20 protein-coding genes, 1 tRNA gene and 5 pseudogenes are annotated in these 17,272 nt (G+C 62.0%); 13 read left to right on the top strand and 13 right to left on the bottom strand.

Features of this window, described 5'->3' with window-relative positions; genetic code table 11:
- Window positions 1-36 precede the first annotated feature (36 nt).
- The gene (locus GGD65_RS22210; RefSeq protein ID WP_018316156.1) at window positions 37-927 is read right to left on the bottom strand and encodes an N-formylglutamate amidohydrolase; all 891 of its coding nucleotides are present in this window, start codon (window positions 925-927) and stop codon (window positions 37-39) included.
- Window positions 928-1,253: 326 nt separating this feature from the next.
- Here GGD65_RS22210 and cpdR point away from each other — a divergent pair, with 326 nt between their 5' ends.
- The 3 genes from cpdR to GGD65_RS22195 all read left to right on the top strand — a co-directional run bounded on the left by cpdR (window position 1,254) and on the right by GGD65_RS22195 (window position 2,944).
- Complete coding sequence (gene cpdR / locus GGD65_RS22205; RefSeq protein ID WP_007597092.1) at window positions 1,254-1,613, top strand: cell cycle two-component system response regulator CpdR; 360 nt, start codon at window positions 1,254-1,256, stop codon at window positions 1,611-1,613.
- 75 nt (window positions 1,614-1,688) lie between these two features.
- Window positions 1,689-1,763, top strand: a tRNA-Val gene (locus GGD65_RS22200).
- A 404-nt stretch (window positions 1,764-2,167) separates the two neighbouring features.
- Window positions 2,168-2,944: a hypothetical protein gene (locus tag GGD65_RS22195; protein ID WP_183236619.1), complete on the top strand. Its 777-nt coding sequence runs from the start codon at window positions 2,168-2,170 to the stop codon at window positions 2,942-2,944.
- A gap of 158 nt (window positions 2,945-3,102) precedes the next feature.
- Here the strand turns inward: GGD65_RS22195 and GGD65_RS22190 are convergent, their stop codons facing one another.
- A complete protein-coding gene (locus GGD65_RS22190; RefSeq protein ID WP_183236618.1) occupies window positions 3,103-3,282 on the bottom strand; it encodes a hypothetical protein in 180 nt (59 codons plus the stop codon).
- Window positions 3,283-5,662: 2,380 nt separating this feature from the next.
- Here GGD65_RS22190 and GGD65_RS22185 point away from each other — a divergent pair.
- From GGD65_RS22185 to GGD65_RS22170, 4 genes and pseudogenes are all read left to right on the top strand, one after another.
- Window positions 5,663-5,881 (top strand): hypothetical protein, encoded by a 219-nt coding sequence (locus tag GGD65_RS22185; RefSeq protein WP_183236617.1) that lies wholly within the window; start codon window positions 5,663-5,665, stop codon window positions 5,879-5,881.
- Window positions 5,878-6,225, top strand: a pseudogene (locus tag GGD65_RS40280) (hypothetical protein); the annotation flags it as partial. The gene GGD65_RS22185 and the pseudogene GGD65_RS40280, both read left to right, overlap by 4 nt.
- A 208-nt stretch (window positions 6,226-6,433) precedes the next feature.
- Window positions 6,434-6,634 (top strand): annotated as a pseudogene (locus GGD65_RS22175) (SOS response-associated peptidase); the annotation flags it as partial.
- 129 nt (window positions 6,635-6,763) lie between these two features.
- Window positions 6,764-7,033: a hypothetical protein gene (locus tag GGD65_RS22170; protein WP_183236615.1), complete on the top strand. Its 270-nt coding sequence runs from the start codon at window positions 6,764-6,766 to the stop codon at window positions 7,031-7,033.
- Here the strand turns inward: GGD65_RS22170 and GGD65_RS40790 are convergent.
- The 3 genes and pseudogenes from GGD65_RS40790 to GGD65_RS22165 all read right to left on the bottom strand — a co-directional run.
- Window positions 7,030-7,161, bottom strand: a complete 132-nt coding sequence (locus GGD65_RS40790; protein WP_283813698.1) for a hypothetical protein — start codon at window positions 7,159-7,161, stop codon at window positions 7,030-7,032. The genes GGD65_RS22170 and GGD65_RS40790 overlap by 4 nt on opposite strands.
- On the bottom strand, window positions 7,130-7,372 hold the full coding sequence (locus GGD65_RS40275) for a hypothetical protein (RefSeq protein ID WP_246783384.1): 243 nt from the start codon (window positions 7,370-7,372) through the stop codon (window positions 7,130-7,132). Before GGD65_RS40275 ends, GGD65_RS40790 begins: the two co-directional genes overlap by 32 nt.
- A 158-nt stretch (window positions 7,373-7,530) precedes the next feature.
- Window positions 7,531-8,076 (bottom strand): annotated as a pseudogene (locus GGD65_RS22165) (Ku protein); the annotation flags it as partial.
- Between the two features lie 430 nt (window positions 8,077-8,506).
- Between GGD65_RS22165 and GGD65_RS22160 the strand changes: the two are divergent.
- Complete coding sequence (locus tag GGD65_RS22160; protein WP_183236614.1) at window positions 8,507-8,707, top strand: hypothetical protein; 201 nt, start codon at window positions 8,507-8,509, stop codon at window positions 8,705-8,707.
- 7 nt (window positions 8,708-8,714) lie between these two features.
- On the opposite strand, the gene GGD65_RS22155 is transcribed toward GGD65_RS22160, so the two are convergent.
- From GGD65_RS22155 to GGD65_RS22140, 4 genes are all read right to left on the bottom strand, one after another.
- Complete coding sequence (locus tag GGD65_RS22155; RefSeq protein WP_183236613.1) at window positions 8,715-8,870, bottom strand: hypothetical protein; 156 nt, start codon at window positions 8,868-8,870, stop codon at window positions 8,715-8,717.
- A 56-nt stretch (window positions 8,871-8,926) separates the two neighbouring features.
- Entirely contained in the window at window positions 8,927-9,172 is a 246-nt protein-coding gene (locus tag GGD65_RS22150; RefSeq protein WP_183236612.1) for a hypothetical protein, read from the bottom strand.
- A gap of 625 nt (window positions 9,173-9,797) precedes the next feature.
- Complete coding sequence (locus GGD65_RS22145; protein WP_183236611.1) at window positions 9,798-10,184, bottom strand: response regulator; 387 nt, start codon at window positions 10,182-10,184, stop codon at window positions 9,798-9,800.
- An 84-nt stretch (window positions 10,185-10,268) separates the two neighbouring features.
- Window positions 10,269-10,631: a PRC-barrel domain-containing protein gene (locus GGD65_RS22140; protein ID WP_027574697.1), complete on the bottom strand. Its 363-nt coding sequence runs from the start codon at window positions 10,629-10,631 to the stop codon at window positions 10,269-10,271.
- 159 nt (window positions 10,632-10,790) lie between these two features.
- On the opposite strand from GGD65_RS22140, the gene GGD65_RS22135 reads away from it, so the two are divergent.
- Window positions 10,791-10,982, top strand: coding sequence for a hypothetical protein (locus GGD65_RS22135; RefSeq protein WP_028150789.1), 192 nt, complete (start codon window positions 10,791-10,793; stop codon window positions 10,980-10,982).
- A 248-nt stretch (window positions 10,983-11,230) separates the two neighbouring features.
- Here GGD65_RS22135 and GGD65_RS22130 read toward each other — a convergent pair whose 3' ends face one another.
- Together GGD65_RS22130 and GGD65_RS22125 are read right to left on the bottom strand one after the other, a co-directional pair.
- Window positions 11,231-11,698 carry a hypothetical protein gene (locus GGD65_RS22130; RefSeq protein WP_183236610.1) on the bottom strand — a complete coding sequence of 156 codons (468 nt, stop codon included), beginning with the start codon at window positions 11,696-11,698 and terminating at the stop codon, window positions 11,231-11,233.
- Window positions 11,699-11,737: 39 nt separating this feature from the next.
- On the bottom strand, window positions 11,738-11,962 hold the full coding sequence (locus tag GGD65_RS22125) for a hypothetical protein (protein ID WP_183236609.1): 225 nt from the start codon (window positions 11,960-11,962) through the stop codon (window positions 11,738-11,740).
- A gap of 273 nt (window positions 11,963-12,235) precedes the next feature.
- Between GGD65_RS22125 and GGD65_RS22120 the strand changes: the two genes are divergently transcribed.
- The gene (locus tag GGD65_RS22120; protein ID WP_183236608.1) at window positions 12,236-12,874 is read left to right on the top strand and encodes a protein-L-isoaspartate(D-aspartate) O-methyltransferase; all 639 of its coding nucleotides are present in this window, start codon (window positions 12,236-12,238) and stop codon (window positions 12,872-12,874) included.
- Between the two features lie 239 nt (window positions 12,875-13,113).
- Here GGD65_RS22120 and GGD65_RS22115 read toward each other — a convergent pair whose 3' ends face one another.
- Window positions 13,114-13,416 carry a hypothetical protein gene (locus GGD65_RS22115; protein ID WP_183236607.1) on the bottom strand — a complete coding sequence of 101 codons (303 nt, stop codon included), beginning with the start codon at window positions 13,414-13,416 and terminating at the stop codon, window positions 13,114-13,116.
- Window positions 13,417-13,659: 243 nt separating this feature from the next.
- Between GGD65_RS22115 and GGD65_RS22110 the strand changes: the two genes are divergently transcribed.
- The 3 genes and pseudogenes from GGD65_RS22110 to istB all read left to right on the top strand — a co-directional run bounded on the left by GGD65_RS22110 (window position 13,660) and on the right by istB (window position 16,504).
- Window positions 13,660-14,298 carry an NYN domain-containing protein gene (locus tag GGD65_RS22110; protein WP_183236606.1) on the top strand — a complete coding sequence of 213 codons (639 nt, stop codon included), beginning with the start codon at window positions 13,660-13,662 and terminating at the stop codon, window positions 14,296-14,298.
- Window positions 14,299-14,543: 245 nt separating this feature from the next.
- Window positions 14,544-15,737: pseudogene (gene istA, locus GGD65_RS22105) on the top strand (IS21 family transposase).
- Window positions 15,737-16,504 (top strand): annotated as a pseudogene (gene istB, locus GGD65_RS22100) (IS21-like element helper ATPase IstB). The pseudogenes istA and istB overlap by 1 nt, the downstream one beginning before the upstream one ends.
- A 142-nt stretch (window positions 16,505-16,646) precedes the next feature.
- On the opposite strand, the gene GGD65_RS22095 reads toward istB, so the two are convergent.
- Window positions 16,647-17,270, bottom strand: a complete 624-nt coding sequence (locus tag GGD65_RS22095) for a TetR/AcrR family transcriptional regulator (protein WP_183236605.1) — start codon at window positions 17,268-17,270, stop codon at window positions 16,647-16,649.
- Window positions 17,271-17,272 lie beyond the last annotated feature (2 nt).

Genomic DNA, 17,272 nt, shown 5'->3' with positions numbered 1-17,272 from the left:
CACAGGCAATACGATCTGACGAAGGAAAGCCGGCGCCTATTCCGCCGCGGCCTGGAACGGGCCGAGATCGCCGAACGGAATCGTGGTCGCGAGCACGTCGGCGAGAACGCCGAAGTCGGATGCCACTTGCGCAAAGCGCGCACTCCGCTCGCGCCGCCGCTCGTCCATGTAGATCGCGCGGTTGAGTTCGAGCTGCACTGCGTGCAGGCCACTCGCGGGATTGCCGTAATGCTCGGTGATGAAGCCGCCGGCATAGGGCTTGTTGCGGCCGATCGAATAGCCGAGGCCGGTCATGGTCTCCTCGACCCGGTCGGGCAGAAGTGGGGTGCAGCTCGTGCCGTAGCGGTCGCCGATCACGACGTCGGGCCGGCGCGGCTCGTCGCGGGACACGCCGACCGACGGCATCGAATGGCAGTCGACCAGCACCACGGTGCCGAACATCTGGTGCACCTTGTTGATCAGCCGGCGCAGCGCGCGGTGGTAGGGCTTGTACAGCGTCTCGATCCGCCCCAGCGCATCGTCGACCAGGATGCGGTCGCGGTAGATCTCCTGGCCGTCGCCGACCACGCGCGGAATGGTGCCGAGGCCACCGGCGACCCGCATCGAGCGGGTATTGGCAAAGCTCGGCAGCCGTCCGCTGAACATGCGGGGATCGAGCTCATAGGGCTCGCGATTGACGTCGACATAGGAGCGGGGAAAGTTGACCCGCACGGTCGGAAAGCCGCGCTCGCTCAAATGGCCGATCAGCTCGTCCATGAAGGAATCTTCGGACCGCCGTAGCGTCGGCAGGTCGATCCTGGACGCCGCGAGGAATTCGTCCGGATAGGTCGAGCCGGAATGGGGCGAGTTGAAGATGACAGGCGCGCGCCATTGCGCGGGCTCAACGATCTCGAAGGCTGGCGACACCTCGCCGTCAAACCGGGTCATCTTCTCAGGCTTCGTCCCTTAGCGGCAGGATCCGGGCCCCGGATCGAATTGATTCGGCCGATCGATGCGGCTCTTATGTGTCGTCATTGTCCGGAATCGCAACCATTCTGCCAAGCGAAAAGATGTGATTGGCGCTGGAACATGTCTTAACCGTGTGGGCAGGGAAGCGGGGATGCGCCGGGGGCTCGATTGATTCGAGCAGCATTCCGGTTCACAAGGAGCCGGCAGCGCAGCCGGCTTGGGGTTAAGATTTTCACCCCAAATTTACCCTCTGTCCGGCTTAGTAAGCTCTGCTGATATCCTCTGGGGATTCGACGTTTCCTGCCATGCCAAAAATCCTGCTCGCCGAAGACGACAACGACATGCGCCGTTTCCTGGTCAAGGCGCTGGAAAACGCCGGTTTTCAGGTCTCGTCCCACGACAACGGCATGGCCGCCTATCAGCGGTTGCGGGAAGAGCCGTTCGAGATGCTGCTCACCGACATCGTGATGCCGGAGATGGACGGCATCGAGCTCGCCCGCCGGGCCTCGGAACTCGACCCCGACATCAAGATCATGTTCATCACCGGCTTCGCCGCGGTCGCCCTGAACTCGGATTCGGACGCCCCCAAGAACGCCAAGGTGCTGTCCAAGCCCGTGCATCTGCGCGAATTGGTCAGCGAAGTGAACAAGATGCTGGCGGCTTAAATCGGCCCCGTTCCGTCCTTGCGCAGGGTCCCCTCGTCCGTTATAGGGACCCCACCCGACGTAAGTGGACTATTAGGGCACGTAGCTCAGCGGGAGAGCACTACCTTGACATGGTAGGGGTCACAGGTTCGATCCCTGTCGTGCCCACCATCTTCTTCAAGGGTTTAGCCATCTTCTGGCTGCCCCTCGAAAAGATGGTTTCCACGAACTTTCCACGAGACCCGTCGTGGACGCATTCGCTATCAATGCGCTTCGCCTTGGCGGCCTTCGCCTGCACGTTAGAAGTCGAGCAAATTAAATAGGACTCCGAAGCAAAGCCCATCAAGCCCCTCGTTACTCCGATGGTAACGCTGGTAACGCCAGCCTTTTTGAAGTCCCCGCGATTCATACCGTAACCCGTCAGCTTCGTTCTCTCGCGGCCCTGCGATCTTAACCCACGCGCGCGTGGCACTGCGCATCCCCGCTACGACTATATGCGTCCTCAAGCCCATTGCAAGTCTAACAGATGTTAGACATTGTGCCTCATCCGAATTGCCCTCCTTCATGAAACGATCATGGTCGGTAAACCCAAGCTTCAAAACTGGCTCGCCCATATCCGTCCTCATGTGGCACCCTACTTGGCCTTGGGGAGGGGGGAGCGCCAAAAATATATCGCGAAGTTGTCGAAGCAAACCGACCTGTCCGACAACAGTTTGCGGCGGATGATCGCAGCTGCGCAGTTTTTGGAAGCCGAAGGCATTACGGATCTTCCCCCGGGGGGCCGGCTACCCCTGGGGGCTGTTGAAAACATCGCGCGTATCGCGGCCCACGAACCATCACGCCGGAGAGATTTGCTGGATTGGGTGCGGGGCGGCGAGATGACCGTCGTTGAGCTCCAGAGAGAGCTGGATAAGACGAGGAGAGCCGCAAGACGGCGCGCAAATGATCAGGAGTCCCGGGACTCTGATTTGAGGTCTCTGGCTGAAAAGGAACTCAAAGCGAGAAAGTTCGACTCAGAAGTGATGAAGGTTAGTCGCTTCGACGATGTCGGCGATCTCCGGTATTTCGATTCGCAGACCAGACCAGTCCTCGTCATTCAAATTCGAAACGAGCCGGACATCTTGGTGATGGATGGCAGCCAAACAGGAGGAACGTCCGCCTCTTTCATGAGACAGCGTAAAGAATTCATGCGCAATATTCTGGTCGCAGCCGGACTGTACGAAATGGTGCTAGTTTATGCGCCGCATTGGGGCGAAGATGTTCATCAGCTCATTCATCAAACGGGCTCGACAGTCAGAGATCGAATCATTCAACTTGGAGTTCCGAGGATCCGGACCGATCCCCTTACCTAGAGCTTGCTGGGACGCCGGTCTCTTTGCCAGCCGGCCGGCATCAGTCAGCAATTCAGCTTGCGCGAGGAGATGCTCGCCGAGCTGGATGAAATCCCTTGGGAGGTCACCTTCGCGGCGTTTGCTCGCCTTCTCGAAGTCGGCTGCGGCTTTTCAGCTTCTCATTCGCCGATCTTGGGAGCGGACTGCTTCGCCGGCTTCTGACGATGTCTTCCGCGCAGAGTCCGGCTCTCGCCGGATTTCAGGTCGGACGTGAGATTGGGCTGCTCGGCGAAGCGGCCGTTCGATCCTGCCTGGCGCTTGAGCACCACGCCTGGCTTCGACATCGTTGCGGCGACCACGTCTGGGTCGTCTGCCTCCTTGGCGACGCCCTGATCGAAGAGATTGCTGCCAGCGCCCCAGGGCCTCGGCCTGTCTCAGTTCGGGAGCGCATGAGCGGTGGGAAGGGCGCTGAGGGTGAGCGCACGATGCGTTGTTGGTCGGGTTGGAAGTAGTCTCCTCCCATACTGATATGGCGCGCAGACCATTGCGCAGTTTCAACAGATGGCCAAGGGGTGTAGCGTTTGAGACTCAGAAGATTGCGAGACTCGCCGGTCGGAATACGCAAACATGATCTGTGAATTCGGCTCGGAGCTGGGAGGCGAGTGCTACCGCTGGGTCCGTCGGTCTGCCCGTGCGCAGGACCTTACGTGCCATATCGATGAAGGCGCGTTAGCAGCCTCCAGCCACGGGGGAAGTAGAGGAAAAGACCAGTTTCTTCGATAGTCGTTCGCGGCAAGACTCTGCGCGAGTGCCTCGTGCGCAAGTCCTCGCGAACCAATGGCTCATAAGCGACTTCCCACTCCGCACAATGCAAGTTACCTCGCATACGAGGAAGCCGTGACACGCGTCAGCTCGCTCTCATCGAGGGGATGCGCTCCCACATTACGGTTGTAGCTCGATTCCGCAGATTGCAATTGCTCCGTAGCGATCCTGGCTCAGAACTATCCAGCATTGGGTTCAAGAGAACTAACTTTGTCATCTTCGCCATCAGCGGCCACACGCAGCGGCGCGTCAACAGCATAAACCAAGCAGCAAACGTAATCCTGCTCGATCTATCCCACGCGACAGTTCCGGGAGCGTCATGCAGAACATTGTTGAATTGCTGACATTGATAGGCGTTGCAGCGGTCTTGGCCCGGTCGGGAGTCCGTACTTGGCGTGCTGAAACCCTTGCCGTGAGATGGGGCGGTGCAAGTCTGTTAGGAGGGCTGTCCACTGCCGCGGTGTCCGTCGCCACGCTCACGTCCTGGGAATATTGAGCAGCATAGGCGCTTCGCGCCGATCCCGGATCTCAAGGTTGCGTCGACGCGGGATCGCTTGGTCTATGGCGCCAAAAATGCAAAAGTGCAGGGCGCAGAAGATTACCGCACGGGACGACGCTTAAGCCTGACCAGCGGACCTTCTTAGAGGTCTACCGAAGTTCGCAATTGGGCCAATAGGCAACGTCGCAGACTAGGCCCGGTATGAACGAAGGCCGCCTCAATCGGCGGCCTTCGGGTGAGCTGTGCACAGGAGCGGTGCCGAGCGATGCAGATCACTCTGCAACACCGACAATCAGCGCCCCTTTACAAGCGCCCTCTGCATGTCTGGCGATACCTGCGGCAATTTCCTTCGCCCCGTTCGCCCAATTCGTCCTTGTTAAGGCAGGCTTGTCGCAATTCGGCGCACGCATCCCTCCGAACCGGCCGTTGGCAGGCCTCCCGGTATCTCCGGCAATTTCCTTCACCCCGCTCACCTAGCACGTCCTTGTTTTCGCAGGCTCGCCGCAATTGCTCGCATTCCCCTCCTCGCATCCGGACCCCTCCCGGTCCAATCTCAATGGATTGAGAAAAGGCCGAGACTGGAAAAAGAGCAGCTGCCACTGCGGCGCCAAATGCATATTTACGGATTCCTTGCAACATTCCTGACCCTCCGGTTGGTGTGTGTCGATGGATTTTTGACGGCAGTCAGCGTTATCGCATCCCGGCTCCCACCCTTTGGTTGGCCAAACTTGGCCGGTGCGTCTCCGCTTACCTGTGCGTCCCTGGTAGGTTACTGTGGGGCGTGGAATTGGTTCCACGGCTCGGAACGATGTGGTTCGGGCTTTCGGTCTTCAGCTGGGACCTTAAACCGCGGGCTAGATGCCGCGCCAAGCGGGCAGTACAGAGATTTCACCAACCAACGTCACAATGGCTGCAGCTTTGGTTGGCGACGGGTTGGGTCATGAGCGCGAGTTCGGACGATCACCGCCTGCTCCCATCTATCCCCCAATGAGCCGACAATCTGGGGCTCCGGGATTTCGGGCCACTAGCGGAAGTCGCGGATCAGGATTTGGATGGTCCGCTGCGCACAAGCGGAAGAGCCTGTTGCGTTATGCGCCTCCTGATGCTGCTAACAGCGGAGCGCGATACCGATCTGATGAGCAACATGCCCCACGCGGCATTCGCGCCTTTCTCGCCGCGATGTAGAGCTAGCGACCGTATTTTTCCGGGGCTTGCAGATTATTCAGTTGTTAAGCGGTGGCGCTAATACGATATGCCATGTGTCGAGATGTTGACCCTCGCATGGAAGCTGATGCGGCGATGTGTGAAGCCGCTCGCGCGATGTGCGCAGTTGAGGAGAAGCTCGCACCAACCAACTGGCTCGGTGTAATCCTGATCGCCTGTGGTGCCGTCTTGGTCGCACATCGGGGATGATGAGCATGAGCCCGCATCCCACCAAATTGTTCGGCCTATTCACCACGCTGGCAAGTGACACCTTCGCGATCTGCTTGCTAGTGGCCGTCACAACGGCCGCTTTCTTCGCGTTTGTCTTGGAGGCAAGCGGAGAGTTGGTCATCATTCTTCTCGGTCTAGGGGGCCTTACTGCTTTTTTCGAGGCGCGGCATGTACGCAACCGCAAGAAGGGGGGCAGAAAGTGAAGCGCCGGATCTTCCTGGTTGAAGCGGGCCGGGACTACAGTCGGTATTATCGCGGCACTGGCAGGCGGCTGGGCAGGCTTTTTCGACTGACCGGCAATTTCCATGCAGTGGAGGAAGGGGCGCTTTACCGGTCAGCCCAGCTCAGCGGTTCTCAGTTTGAGGAGCGTATCAAGGCCAAAGGAATCCGAACTGTCATCAATCTTCGTGGCGACAATACAGGCCAGCCTTGGTACGACGCGGAGATGCAGGCGAGCCAAGCTGCCGGCGTGTACCACGTCGATTTTCCGTTGTCTGCCATCCGAGAATTGACCGATAACCAGCTTAAAAGGTTGACCGCCCTCTTGCGCCATGCGTCGCGTCCGATCCTCGTCCATTGGGAAGGAGGCGCCAATCGCAGCGGCATCGCTTCCGCGCTTGATCAGTTTGAGGTCGCGAGGCGACCGGTCGACGAGGCCGCGGCACAACTGTCGTTACGCTATGGCCATTTTCCTTGGCTCTGCAAAACCGCAGCCATGGACCGAACGTTCGAGCGACTTGTGGCGACCAAGGGGCTCGCTGACGACGGACGCCAACGCCGAGGTCGGCGCCATCCACCCGAAGGCGATGCCGGTGATCCTGACGACGCTCGCCGAGGTCGAGACCTGGATGACCGCGCCGGCCGAGGAAGCCCTGAAGTTTCAGCGGCCGCTTCCCGACGGGACGTTGCGCATCGTCGCTCGGGGCGTGAAGGAAGATCCTGCGCTGGCGACGTAGGATTCCCACAGGCGCGCTACGGAACACGTGGACAAGCTCAAGCCCTGCCGTTTGGGAATCCCTGCCCCGTGCTAACCGCCCGGAACGAGCAGAAGGGCCGAAGGATTCGTCCCGGCAGGAGCGATCTCGATGCTGATGACGGAGGAAAGACGGCCGGCGCTCCGGACGTTGCGCGGCTGGGCGATCTCGGTGCTGCAGGAAGCCGGGGCCATCCGCGAGTGCGAAGAGCACGGGTGGATGCAGGACCGCGCCAACCCGCACGCTCGCGAGCGGGCCTTCGACATCGCACGTCGGGATTCGCCGGCCGGTGTCGCTCCGGACGAGGCCGTCGCCGAGATCCGCGATGTTCTGGATTCGGTCGCCGATACCTGCCCGGAGTGCCCGCCCGAGGCCGACTAAGCCGCCTCGTCCGTCATGCCGCGCTCGCAGGAAGCCGAGGCACGAGGGCGAATGAGTTCGATCCACGCCAGCGCGGCGTTGATCCATCTCTGCCGTTCAGCTCCATCGGCTTCGGCGGCGAGCTTCATGGCCGCAAACGCCTCGCGCTCGGGATCGTACTCGACCTGCAGCCTCTCGAGCGATCCGCTCCGCCTTCAGGCGCTCCCGGTTTGCATGGAATGCCTGTTGGTCGCGCTCATGCTCTGAGACCGGCGCCTCCGCGCGCGTGTCGCGAAACACCTTGCGGGCTTCCCGTTGGGCAACGGTCGGCATCCGTCGGTCCGATATGCGATTGTTCATTGCTCCCTCCTTCGGGCGCAAACGGTCCTTGCGCTATGTTGCGCATTCGGACCGCCAACCTTGGGGTAGGTTTTCCCCCGGATGGGGCTTTTGGGGGCCGGGGGCTTGGATTCGACGTTTCGCGAACCCGTTCGTTCCAATCCTCCTGCTGTAGAAAATCACGCAGACTTCCGCTGCGGTTTGGCCGGCCTTTTCGCCGTAGCTTCCTTCGCCGTCTTCTTGCCCTCGATCGGCATCAGCATTTCCTTCTGGCCGGCGGCCGCCTTGCGCGGCTTCTTGGCGGGCTTTGCGGCCTTCGCCGGCGCGGCCTCGTTGCCGACGGACCGCCGCAGCGCCTCCATTAGATCGACGACGTTGGTCGATGCTGGACGCTCCTTCGGCGTGATCGGCTTGCCGGCGCGCTTCTTGTTGATGAGGTCGATCAGCGCGGTCTCACAGTGGTCCGCGAACTTCTCCGGCTCGAACCGCCCGGCCTTCTGATTCACGATGTGCTTGGCGAGATCCAGCATGTCCTTCGTGACCTTCACGTCCTGAATCTCGTCGAAATACTCCTGCTCGCTACGAACTTCGTAGGGGTAGCGCAGCAGCGTACCGACGAGCCCCTTGTCCATTGCCTCGAGGGCGACGATGTGCTCGCGATTGGTCAGCACCACGCGGCCGATGGCGACCTTGTCCATCTCGCGAATTGTCTCGCGGATCAAGGAGGTTTGCGACAGTCGACACCTCGCACCTCCCATGTTCGGTAACAATAATGGAGTTGGTGCGCCTATGAGGAACTTGCCAGTCCCAGCGTTTTCCTGGCCGTCAGACCAGACCGTCCTTCCGGACCCCTATTTCGCCGGCGGCCGCAGCGGGCCGTCCACCCACTTCCGGGCGGCGGGATCGTGCAGCGGGTCGTCGTCGCACTCGGGACAGACGTAGCGCTCGCCGCCTCTGGCGGCCGCGTCGCGAACAAGCTTCATCGGCCGCCCGCAGTGCGGGCACGGCTTCCGGATAGGATGCAGCATCGACACTTGGCTTCCCCCGCCTCGATCAGCGTAGTGCCCTTAGCCTTGCGGGCACAAGCGATCTCTTGACGCGAACGCCGAAGTCCGTCGAAGATCGGTGTCCGTGGTGTTGTTGCAGGGTGGCGTCATGGAAGAGTTCTACAGCGGGTTCGCGCAGCGGGCGCGGGATCTGGCGGAGAAGGCAGACCCGTTTACGCGCAGAAGACTGCTCGATCTGGCCAAGAGGTACGACGCCAAGAGCAGACCCGGATCTCCCGTCGGAAGGTCCATTCCGCCGGCCCGCGCGACGCCGCCCACCGTGCTTTTCTCCGGTTCCGGCGAAATTTGACTCAGCCCTACCCGTCCTTCGGGTCCGGCGAAGCATTGGCCCGGCATTCGTATTCTTCCGCCAGGGCGGCGAGCCGCTCGATCACCTCGGGATCGGTGATGGAAGCAGCAAGGCGCCTGCACCTCTGGGCTTCGGCGAGCAATCGGGTCTTCTCGTCTTCCATGGCAATTCCAGCCCGCTTCCAGGCGGGTCGCGGCGTCCTCCGCTACCGCAAGCGCGTCATCCGTCCTTCAGCGCATCCTTGGTGTCCTTCGCAGGCCAACTGTCGCCGACGGGCCTGACACGCACCTTCCCGCCAGCCCCCAGCAGTTCGTGGGTGGCGACCTCGTCTTCGACCTCGAGGACCGTCAGCTCGGTTTCCGGCTTCCAGTCGAGCGTCAGGTCGAGATCGCCCGGAAAGATCTGCCAGCGCGAGCCGTCTTCGAGTTCGACGATGTGGCTTTCGGAATGGGAGCGGATCTTCATCTCAGGCGCGTCCAGAGTTCGCGGCGAATCGCGCTGCACGGACGGGCGCCGCAGCCGGCCCGCTTCGTCACCGTGGCACCTTGGGCACCTGAACCGGATATCCGGCTGCGGGGATGACGTACGCTGCAGGTTCGCAGCCATGGCCAAGCGCCGCAGCGGGGGCATTCTTCCACGAGGGTCCCGGTTTCGATCATCGTGACGGTTCCTTCAAGGCGAAGCTCCGTGGTTGCGAACGGCCGGGACCTGCACAGGTTCCCGCCTCGACGCCCTGTAAACCGTCCGCGACGGACAGATCCCATTTGTGAACCAACAATCGCTCTTACCGTAGTGCCGCATCCGGACGTCCTCGACTGCGCGTGCACCGAAACGGCAACCATGAAGACCCACTCGCACCAGCATCTCGATTCAGCCGAGGGACTGGACCTAATCCGCGAGGATTTCGAGCGCCATCCCGGCGTGACGCTGGAGGATCTCAAGCGGCGTGCGTCGTTTTCCAGAGGACAGAGGCCTGCTGGATGCTGGTCGCGGGGGCGCGCGCGGCCGCATACCAAGTCAAAGAACGCTAACGATCAGCCTAACCGATGTGGGCTGGATCGAAGCATCGGAAACTCACCACGATTCCGGTTCAAGCCGGCGAGGCTCCGGTATCAAGTAGCTGCGAGACGGCGGCAGCCAATTGTGCCGGCGCAAAGGGCTTCTGAATCAGGACGCTGCCGTCGACGCCTTTCGATTTCCAGTCCGGTGCGCTGGCGCTCGTCATGTAGACCACGGGAAACCCAGGCGTGATTTCCCTGATCTGTCGCGCCAACTCCCATCCGCTGATGCCATCGCCGAGGTTGACGTCCGTCAGCAGCGCCCGACACCGTTCGCGGCCGTCGCGAAACGTGGACATGGCCTCCTCCCCCGAATGGACCGAGCAGGCCTCGAAGCCGCCGTCGGACAAGGCGTCCTCGACGAAGCTGGCGATGAGAGCCTCATCCTCCACGACCAGAACACGAACGGCATCACTCACTTTCAAGTCTCCTCGGCGATCAGGCCTGATCGTCGACCGGGCGGCGGTGCGTCGAGCAGCCAGACGCCAGAGTGTCGTCCCGCCTCAGGCCACCGGCACACCATAGTAGGCGTTCACGGAGCGCGTGGTCGCCGGGTCGCTCCAATTCCAACTGCTCTCGTCGGCGTATTTCGGGGCGCCGCGGAGCTGGTCCTGGGTGATGCCAGTGACGTAGCCGCCGAGGTTGGTGTCGTATTTCAACGCCTGCCAAGGCAGCGGATAGTGATCGTCGCCGATGCCGAGCAGGCCGCCGAAGCTGAGCACCGCGTACGACACCTTGCCGCTGACCTTGTCGATCATGACGCGCTCGATGTAGCCGACCTTTTCCCCGTCGGCCCCGTACACGTTCGTACCCTCCACCTTGTCGCTGCCGATCAGACTGAACGTCTCGCGATCTTCCATGGCCATGGGTGACCTCCTGGATGTTGTCTTCGGAAATTAACAGTGCGACGATGCCTCCGTTCCTGGCACAATCCGCGGCGAAATGTTGATTTCCCAGCGATGAAGCGGCCGGATCGGATGGCGCGCCGCAATGTGCCGGACGAAGGCGGCGAGCGGAGCTAGAGCATGGAGCTGACCGATCTGGAGCGCGATTTTCTGAGGAAGCTCCTCGGCGAATCCTGGGTCAGCCCGCCGACGTTCGACCATGAAATCGTGGCGCGGCTCGTGGAGCTCGGTCTCGTGGAAACCGAACCGCTTCCATCCGGAGATATTGAGTATCGCATCACCGACGCCGGGCGGGCGGCGGCCACCGCGTGAACCACAGATCGGCGAGCCGCGGGCAGATCGGAGGAACGATAACCTTGCCATCCCATTGAACTGCAGGGACCGTCGCCCGCCGTTGAACTACGGCGCCTGTCGCGGATAGCCAAAGGTCTCACGACCCGCTATTCAGAACTAGCGCTCGCGAGGATAGCCAAAGGCGGCGGCCTCTCCGGACTTCTGTGTTCTCGAAGCCACGCGCCTAGGCGCGCGCCAGCCCGCGCGAGGGGCACCCCACACCCGCCTTATCTGCCCCTCAGCGAGAGACTGATGCGCGTTACGATGTCGTCCCACTCGCGCTCTTCGCTCGCCGGGTAGTTGATCAGGACGCAGTGAATCAACCCACTCGAGAAGTTGCACCGGTTGTACCAGACCTTGTCGCTCTTGTAGCTGGACACCGCAAAGAACCGAGGCGTCATCCGCTTGTACTGAATGCGCGCGGGCGGATGCTTCTTTGCGAGAAATGCAGCTGGTGAATCGTTCGAGACGTTGGGTGCGGCCTGTATCGTCAGGTCGGCTCGGCCGTCAGCCGTCCGAAATCGCTGTCCGTACCCGTCCGGCCGGCCGGCTTCTTCGGTAAAGATCGAGGCCGGGAAATCCACCGAGGTACCCGTCTGCGGGATGGAATAGGTCGTCCATCTCACCGGTTGAGCCGAGACCGTGGAAGTCGAGACGGCAAGTCCAAGAACGAGCGCCGACACCGTCGATTTCATCGCGCCTCCTCCAACACTGGGGAGACTCGATCCAGAAGATCACTTCTGGCCCGACGGCGTCTGAGCATTCGAATCATTCGGGTTCTTCTTGTTCGCCTCATGATGGCCGATCGCGCAGCCGGCCGCCGCGCCAAGCTTGCCGTGGCCTGCCATGTGGCCGGCGACGCCGCCGACGATGGCGCCCTTGATGCAGCCTTTGGCGTTCGCGCCAGAGGCCGCGAGCGCAATTGCGGCCACGCATGCGGCCGCGCAGATCCATTTCATGAGCTTTCTCCCGGCTCGGTTTCCGCGGGATCAATTCCGTCCGGAGGCGCTCGTTCCCGCTGCGGGACGTTCCTGACGGCCGCAATTCACTCATCGGCAGCGAAGTCGGCCTCGTCGGCGAGAGGCCACCGCTTCCCACCCCTCGCATCAAGGAGCAAGTCGCCGGCCTCCGAGTTTTCGATCTGCTGGAGTGAAATTGTTCATGATGGAGAGGTCGCGCGCGCAGTCAAGGAGAGCAAACGGTCCAGGAGGTCCCGCTTCCTCCGCGACGCGATGGTCGACGTGCAGATTGCCAGCCGCGGCATCCGCAGCAGACGGGTCCTGCTGGCGATGCGGCAGGTCCCCCGCGAGATTTTCCTCGATCGGCGGTTCGCGGAAGCCGCGTATGACGACTGCGCCGTGCCGATCCCGAAAGGGCAGACCATCTCTCAGCCCTACATCGTCGCCAGGATGCTCGAGGCCGCCGCGATCGCCAAGTCGGACCGGGTTCTGGAGATCGGCGCGGGTTCGGGTTATCTGGCGGCGCTTGCCGCCAAGCTCGGGCGGGAGGTTTGCGCGATCGAGCGCCACGAGGCATTGGTGCGACAGGCCCGATCGCGCCTTCGGCATCTCGGCTGCCGCAACGTGGATCTGCGTCAGGGCGACGGGACCGCAGGATGGCCGGATGGCGGCGAGTTCGACGTGATCGTGGTGTCGGCCGCCGGCGCGCAGATACCCGCGGCTCTCAAGGCTCAACTGGCTCCGTCGGGACGACTTCTCATCCCGCTAGGCGATCCTAACGGTGTGCAGTGGCTGACGAAGCTGACACGCGGCCCGGACAGTCGTTTCGTCGAGGAAAGGATAGAGGAGGTGCGCTTCGTTCCTCTTGTCCCGGCCGAGAGCTGCGGAAGTCATGACGACGACCGGCCTTGACCTCGCGAAGTCGTCCGAACGCAAGATGCGTTAGTCGTGCCTGTTCGCGAGCCTCCCGACGCCGCTCGCGGCGTTCGCCGACGTTCTCGCCCGCTAGGCCGGCTGCCGTAGCGCCCGCACCGGGCGGCGGCGGTCTCGGTCGAAGGCGCCATCCGGCCAATCCCGGGGCGAGCGCGCGGCGAGGACGCTGTCGGCGCCGATTGCGAGTCTCAGCAGCGTCAGGGCGAGTTTGAACGAGCCTAGGGCATCTTGCCGGTGAGCGGGTCCCGCTGCGCTCGACCGGCCGAGCGGCTCCGGCGCGAGATGTGGTGGTCCGGCTCCGGCTCGCCGCGCCGCACAGACCGATGGGCGACCGACAGCAGCGTCAGCAGAAGCGCGCGATTGGCATTGTACCTCGCGGCCCGCCTCCTGCTCTCCGACCCCTGGATGACCACGTCGCCGTCAGTCGTACAGACGTACCATTTCCAGGTGCGGCCACGCTTCTTGAGGTGGGTCTCGAAAATGGGCAGCTGGTCGGGCATTGCCACCGTAGGATTGGCCACAGGGACTTCCTCTTTTATGGTCTGTCTTCCCTTCGCGTCGCAGGTTCAAGCGCGGGAAGGATCAAACAGATTGAAGGCCCAATCGAATAAAGGTACCTTCACGCGCGTCGGAGCCCGCAGGCCTCGCGACGGCACTGCGATTGAGCGGCAGCATCGAAGCCGCCCCAGCCCGGCCTTCAGTACCAATAACCTAGACCTCGTGCGGGGGCGCGTTGCTCCGCTTGGGGCAACCCGAGATCTGTCATGTCGCCCGTCCCTCGCAAGCTCGCTCTCTTCATCGACGGCGCCAACCTGCATGCCACTTCGAAAGCCTTAGGCTTCGACATCGACTACAAACGGCTGCTGATCGAATTCCAGAGCCGCGGCCCGCTCGTTCGGGCGTTCTACTACACCGCGATCATTGAGGATCAGGAGCTCTCCTCGCTCCGGCCTCTGGTCGACTGGCTGGACTACAACGGATACACGGTCGTGACCAAAGCCACGAAGGAGTTCGTCGACTCCTACGGACGCCGGAAGGTGAAGCGCAACATGGATATCGAGCTCGCGGTCGATGCCATGAGCCTCGCCGAGCAAATCGACGAAATGGTGCTGTTTTCCGGGGACGGCGACTTCCGCTCTCTGGTCGAGGCGGTGCAGCGCCGCGGCGTCCGGGTGACTGTCGTCTCGACCATTTCCAGCCAACCGCCGATGATCGCCGATGAGCTTCGGCGACAAGCCGACGTCTTCATCGACCTGATGGAGTTGCAATCCAAAGTCGGCAGGAACCTCTTGGAGCGGGTCCCATTGCGCGAGCGCGCCGTGCCGCCGCCCGTAGGACAGCATGTTCAGCGGCGCGGCCGCCCGGTTCGGGCCCCCGGCGAAAGCGACGATCTCAATCCGTAAATCGGCACGGGCGTCATTTGACTTGCGCACCAGTTCCGTGCCTCACGCAATCGCCGCGTTCGTGCTTTGAGCGCCTGGAATTTCCCGGGTTTCTGCAACTGTTCTCCGTAGAATCCGCGAAGGCGGCCGTATCGTAGGCGAGGCGCTACGCAACACGGAGCAAGGTGACGTTAGGAAGCATTTGCCCGAGCTCGTTCGCGCGCCTGCCGCCGACGCTCGCGGCGTTCGCGCCGCCGCTTTGCCCGATCCGCCGGTTGCGGGAGGGCAGGCACTGGCGCAGCAACGGTCTCAAGGAGATCGCCCGCGACCTGAAGGTGTCTCGGAACACGGTCCGGAAGGTGCTGAGGTCGGGCGAGACTTCGTTCGAGTATGAGAGATCGGTGCAGCCGCGGCCAAAGCTAGGGCGATGGGCATCGGAGCTCGACGAGTTGCTGTCGGCGAACGCGGTCAAACCGGCACGAGAACAGCTGACGTTGATCCGGATCTTCGAGGAGCTGCGCGGTCGAGGCTATGACGGCGGTTACGACGCCTTGCGGCGTTACGCCCGGCAGTGGGGTAAGGAGCGCGGGCAATCGACGGCGGCGGCTTATGTCCCGCTGAGCTTTGCCCCAGGCGAAGCCTATCAGTTCGACTGGAGCCACGAGGTGGTGCTGTTGAGCGGCACCACGGTGATGGTGAAGGTCGCCCACGTCCGGCTCTGTCACAGCCGCATGCTGTTCGTGCGGGCCTATCCGCGGGAGACGCAGGAGATGGTGTTCGACGCCTACGACCGGGCGTTCGCACTGTTCAGGGGCACCTGCAGCCGCGGCATCTACGACAACATGAAGACGGCGGTCGAGACCATCTTTGTCGGCAAGGATCGTCGCTACAATCGCCGCTTCCTGCAGATGTGCAGCCACTACCTAGTCGACCCGGTGGCTTGTACGCCGGCCTCGGGCTGGGAGAAGGGTCAGGTCGAGAACCAGGTCGGGCTAGTCAGGGAGCGCTTCTCCACCCCTCGTCGAGCGACCCAAGCTCGTTCCCTATGCCGGCCGCTTCGACGGCTTCCATGCAGTGACGGCGTCGGTCGATCCCTGGCACTATGTACCGGTACTGGCTCGCAAGCCTGGCGCCTTGCGCAATGGTGCTCCCTTCAAGGATTGGGTGTTGCCAACAGCGATCGAGCGGATCCGGCGCCGGCTTGCCAGCACCGCGATGGCAATCGGCAGATGGTCGACATCCTCAACGCGGTGCTGACTGACGGTCTGCCCGCGGTGGAAGTCGCCTGTGCCGAAGCGCTCGGTCATGGCGTCCATTCCGCCGATGTCGTGCTCAATATCCTGGCCCGTCAACGCGAACCCGCCCCACCGGCCAACATCATGACGCCGGCCGCACTGACGCTCCGTCATGCACCGATCGCCGATTGTGCCCGCTACGACAACCTCCGTAGGACCATCTGATGGAACGAACCCAAATCTTCGACCTCATGGGCGAACTCAAGCTCTACGGCATGAAGGCTGCCTTCGACGAGATCATGGCGACCGCCGTCAAGCGACAGCATGAACCTCAGCGCATCGTCGGCGACCTGCTCAACGCCGAGATCAACGAGAAGCAGGCTCGGTCGATCAAGTACCAGCTCACCATTGCCAAGCTGCCGCTCGCCAAGGATATCGCCGACTTCCAGTTCGACGGTACGCCGATCAACCAGACGCTCGTCAATGATCTCGCCGGCGGCGGCTTCATCGCCCAACAACGCAACGTCGTCCTGGTCGGCGGCACCGGCACAGGCAAAACCCACCTGGCCATTGCCATCGCCAGAAGCTGCATCAGATCAGGTGCCCGTGGCCGCTTCTACAATGTGGTCGACCTCGTCAACCGTCTGGAGACCGAGACCCGCAACGGACGGCAGGGCCGACTTGCCGAGCATCTGACCCGGATGGACTTCATCGTCCTGGACGAGCTCGGATATCTGCCCTTCGCCCAGTCCGGTGGCCAGCTTCTGTTCCACCTCGTCAGCCGGCTCTATGAGCGGGCATCCGTAATCGTCACGACCAACCTTGCCTTCGGCGAGTAGCCCAGTGTGTTCGGGGACGCCAAGATGACCACCGCGCTGCTCGATCGGCTGACCCATCACTGCGACATCGTCGAGACCGGCAACGACAGCTGGCGATTCAAAAGCCGAGACGACGATCATATCACCCGCGCTCGTCTCGCCTCCGCTACGTGAGACGATCAAACACATTATGGAAGGCGGCGAATGCGTCCAGTTAGACGGGGCGAAGTCCGGCTTCTAAGTCCGCAGCATTTTGGGCCGGATCGCGCCCATCCCGGATCTGGCCCTCAGTCACTCAGGAATATCTCCGCTAATCTCAGACAAGCCGACCTTCATTTTGCGGTGAATCGTCGATTGTGCCTTTGTTGTTAGAGGTATCGTTTTCGATCACTAATCGTTTCCGGAGTTGGTCGATAGCCCGCTGAAAAACGGCCGGATCATCCATTGCCCGAGAAAGAACAATGGCTCCTTGAATAGCAAGAACGGCCTCCTCCGCGAGGATGCGCGACTGATCGGCGTCACGGCCCTGCCGAATAAGCGCTGACTGCAATGCGTCCACCCAAGTTACGAAATAACCTCGGATGGCCTGCGCGAAGAGGTCACGCGTATTAGCAACTGCTAAAGCACCGACGAGGCACACGCGCCTGCCGGACCTGAAATATTGGTCCGTCGAGTCAAGCATTGCACCGATGGCGCCATTAGCATCGCTCTGGTTACGCAGCGGGGAATATACGGCATCCTCGAACCATTGGCCGATTTCGCCGAGAACAGCCTGCACCATCTCTTCCTTTCCGTTCGGGAAGAAGTGGTAGAGGCTGCCCTTGCCAAGACCGGTAGCCTTGCCAATCAAGGCAAGGCTTGCGCCTTCGTAGCCATGTTCGCGGAAAACTTCGGCCAACGGGGCTATGGCGTCGGCTCTTTCAGCGACCATGCGGGCCATGA

The sequence above is a fragment of the Bradyrhizobium sp. CIR18 genome, assembly GCF_014198295.1.
Classification (GTDB): Bacteria; Pseudomonadota; Alphaproteobacteria; order Rhizobiales; family Xanthobacteraceae; genus Bradyrhizobium.
The sequence above is the reverse complement of the archived record's forward strand: the minus strand, read 5'-3'. Positions and strand labels throughout refer to the sequence as shown.

What these genes read in the sequence shown, in the direction of transcription:
- GGD65_RS22125 (WP_183236609.1), bottom strand. Translation starts at nt 11,962, where the DNA reads ATGAAATGGATCTGCGCGGCCGCATGCGTGGCCGCAATTGCGCTCGCG.
- GGD65_RS22120 (WP_183236608.1), top strand. Translation starts at nt 12,236, where the DNA reads ATGGTCGACGTGCAGATTGCCAGCCGCGGCATCCGCAGCAGACGGGTC.
- GGD65_RS22195 (WP_183236619.1), top strand. Translation starts at nt 2,168, where the DNA reads ATGGTCGGTAAACCCAAGCTTCAAAACTGGCTCGCCCATATCCGTCCT.
- GGD65_RS22210 (WP_018316156.1), bottom strand. Translation starts at nt 927, where the DNA reads ATGACCCGGTTTGACGGCGAGGTGTCGCCAGCCTTCGAGATCGTTGAG.
- GGD65_RS22140 (WP_027574697.1), bottom strand. Translation starts at nt 10,631, where the DNA reads ATGGCCATGGAAGATCGCGAGACGTTCAGTCTGATCGGCAGCGACAAG.
- GGD65_RS40790 (WP_283813698.1), bottom strand. Translation starts at nt 7,161, where the DNA reads ATGAAGCTCGCCGCCGAAGCCGATGGAGCTGAACGGCAGAGATGGATC.
- GGD65_RS22160 (WP_183236614.1), top strand. Translation starts at nt 8,507, where the DNA reads ATGGAAGAGTTCTACAGCGGGTTCGCGCAGCGGGCGCGGGATCTGGCG.
- GGD65_RS22170 (WP_183236615.1), top strand. Translation starts at nt 6,764, where the DNA reads ATGCTGATGACGGAGGAAAGACGGCCGGCGCTCCGGACGTTGCGCGGC.
- cpdR (WP_007597092.1), top strand. Translation starts at nt 1,254, where the DNA reads ATGCCAAAAATCCTGCTCGCCGAAGACGACAACGACATGCGCCGTTTC.
- GGD65_RS22130 (WP_183236610.1), bottom strand. Translation starts at nt 11,698, where the DNA reads ATGAAATCGACGGTGTCGGCGCTCGTTCTTGGACTTGCCGTCTCGACT.
- GGD65_RS22135 (WP_028150789.1), top strand. Translation starts at nt 10,791, where the DNA reads ATGGAGCTGACCGATCTGGAGCGCGATTTTCTGAGGAAGCTCCTCGGC.
- GGD65_RS22095 (WP_183236605.1), bottom strand. Translation starts at nt 17,270, where the DNA reads ATGGCCCGCATGGTCGCTGAAAGAGCCGACGCCATAGCCCCGTTGGCC.
- GGD65_RS22150 (WP_183236612.1), bottom strand. Translation starts at nt 9,172, where the DNA reads ATGAAGATCCGCTCCCATTCCGAAAGCCACATCGTCGAACTCGAAGAC.
- GGD65_RS22110 (WP_183236606.1), top strand. Translation starts at nt 13,660, where the DNA reads ATGTCGCCCGTCCCTCGCAAGCTCGCTCTCTTCATCGACGGCGCCAAC.
- GGD65_RS40275 (WP_246783384.1), bottom strand. Translation starts at nt 7,372, where the DNA reads ATGAACAATCGCATATCGGACCGACGGATGCCGACCGTTGCCCAACGG.
- GGD65_RS22185 (WP_183236617.1), top strand. Translation starts at nt 5,663, where the DNA reads ATGAGCCCGCATCCCACCAAATTGTTCGGCCTATTCACCACGCTGGCA.
- GGD65_RS22155 (WP_183236613.1), bottom strand. Translation starts at nt 8,870, where the DNA reads ATGGAAGACGAGAAGACCCGATTGCTCGCCGAAGCCCAGAGGTGCAGG.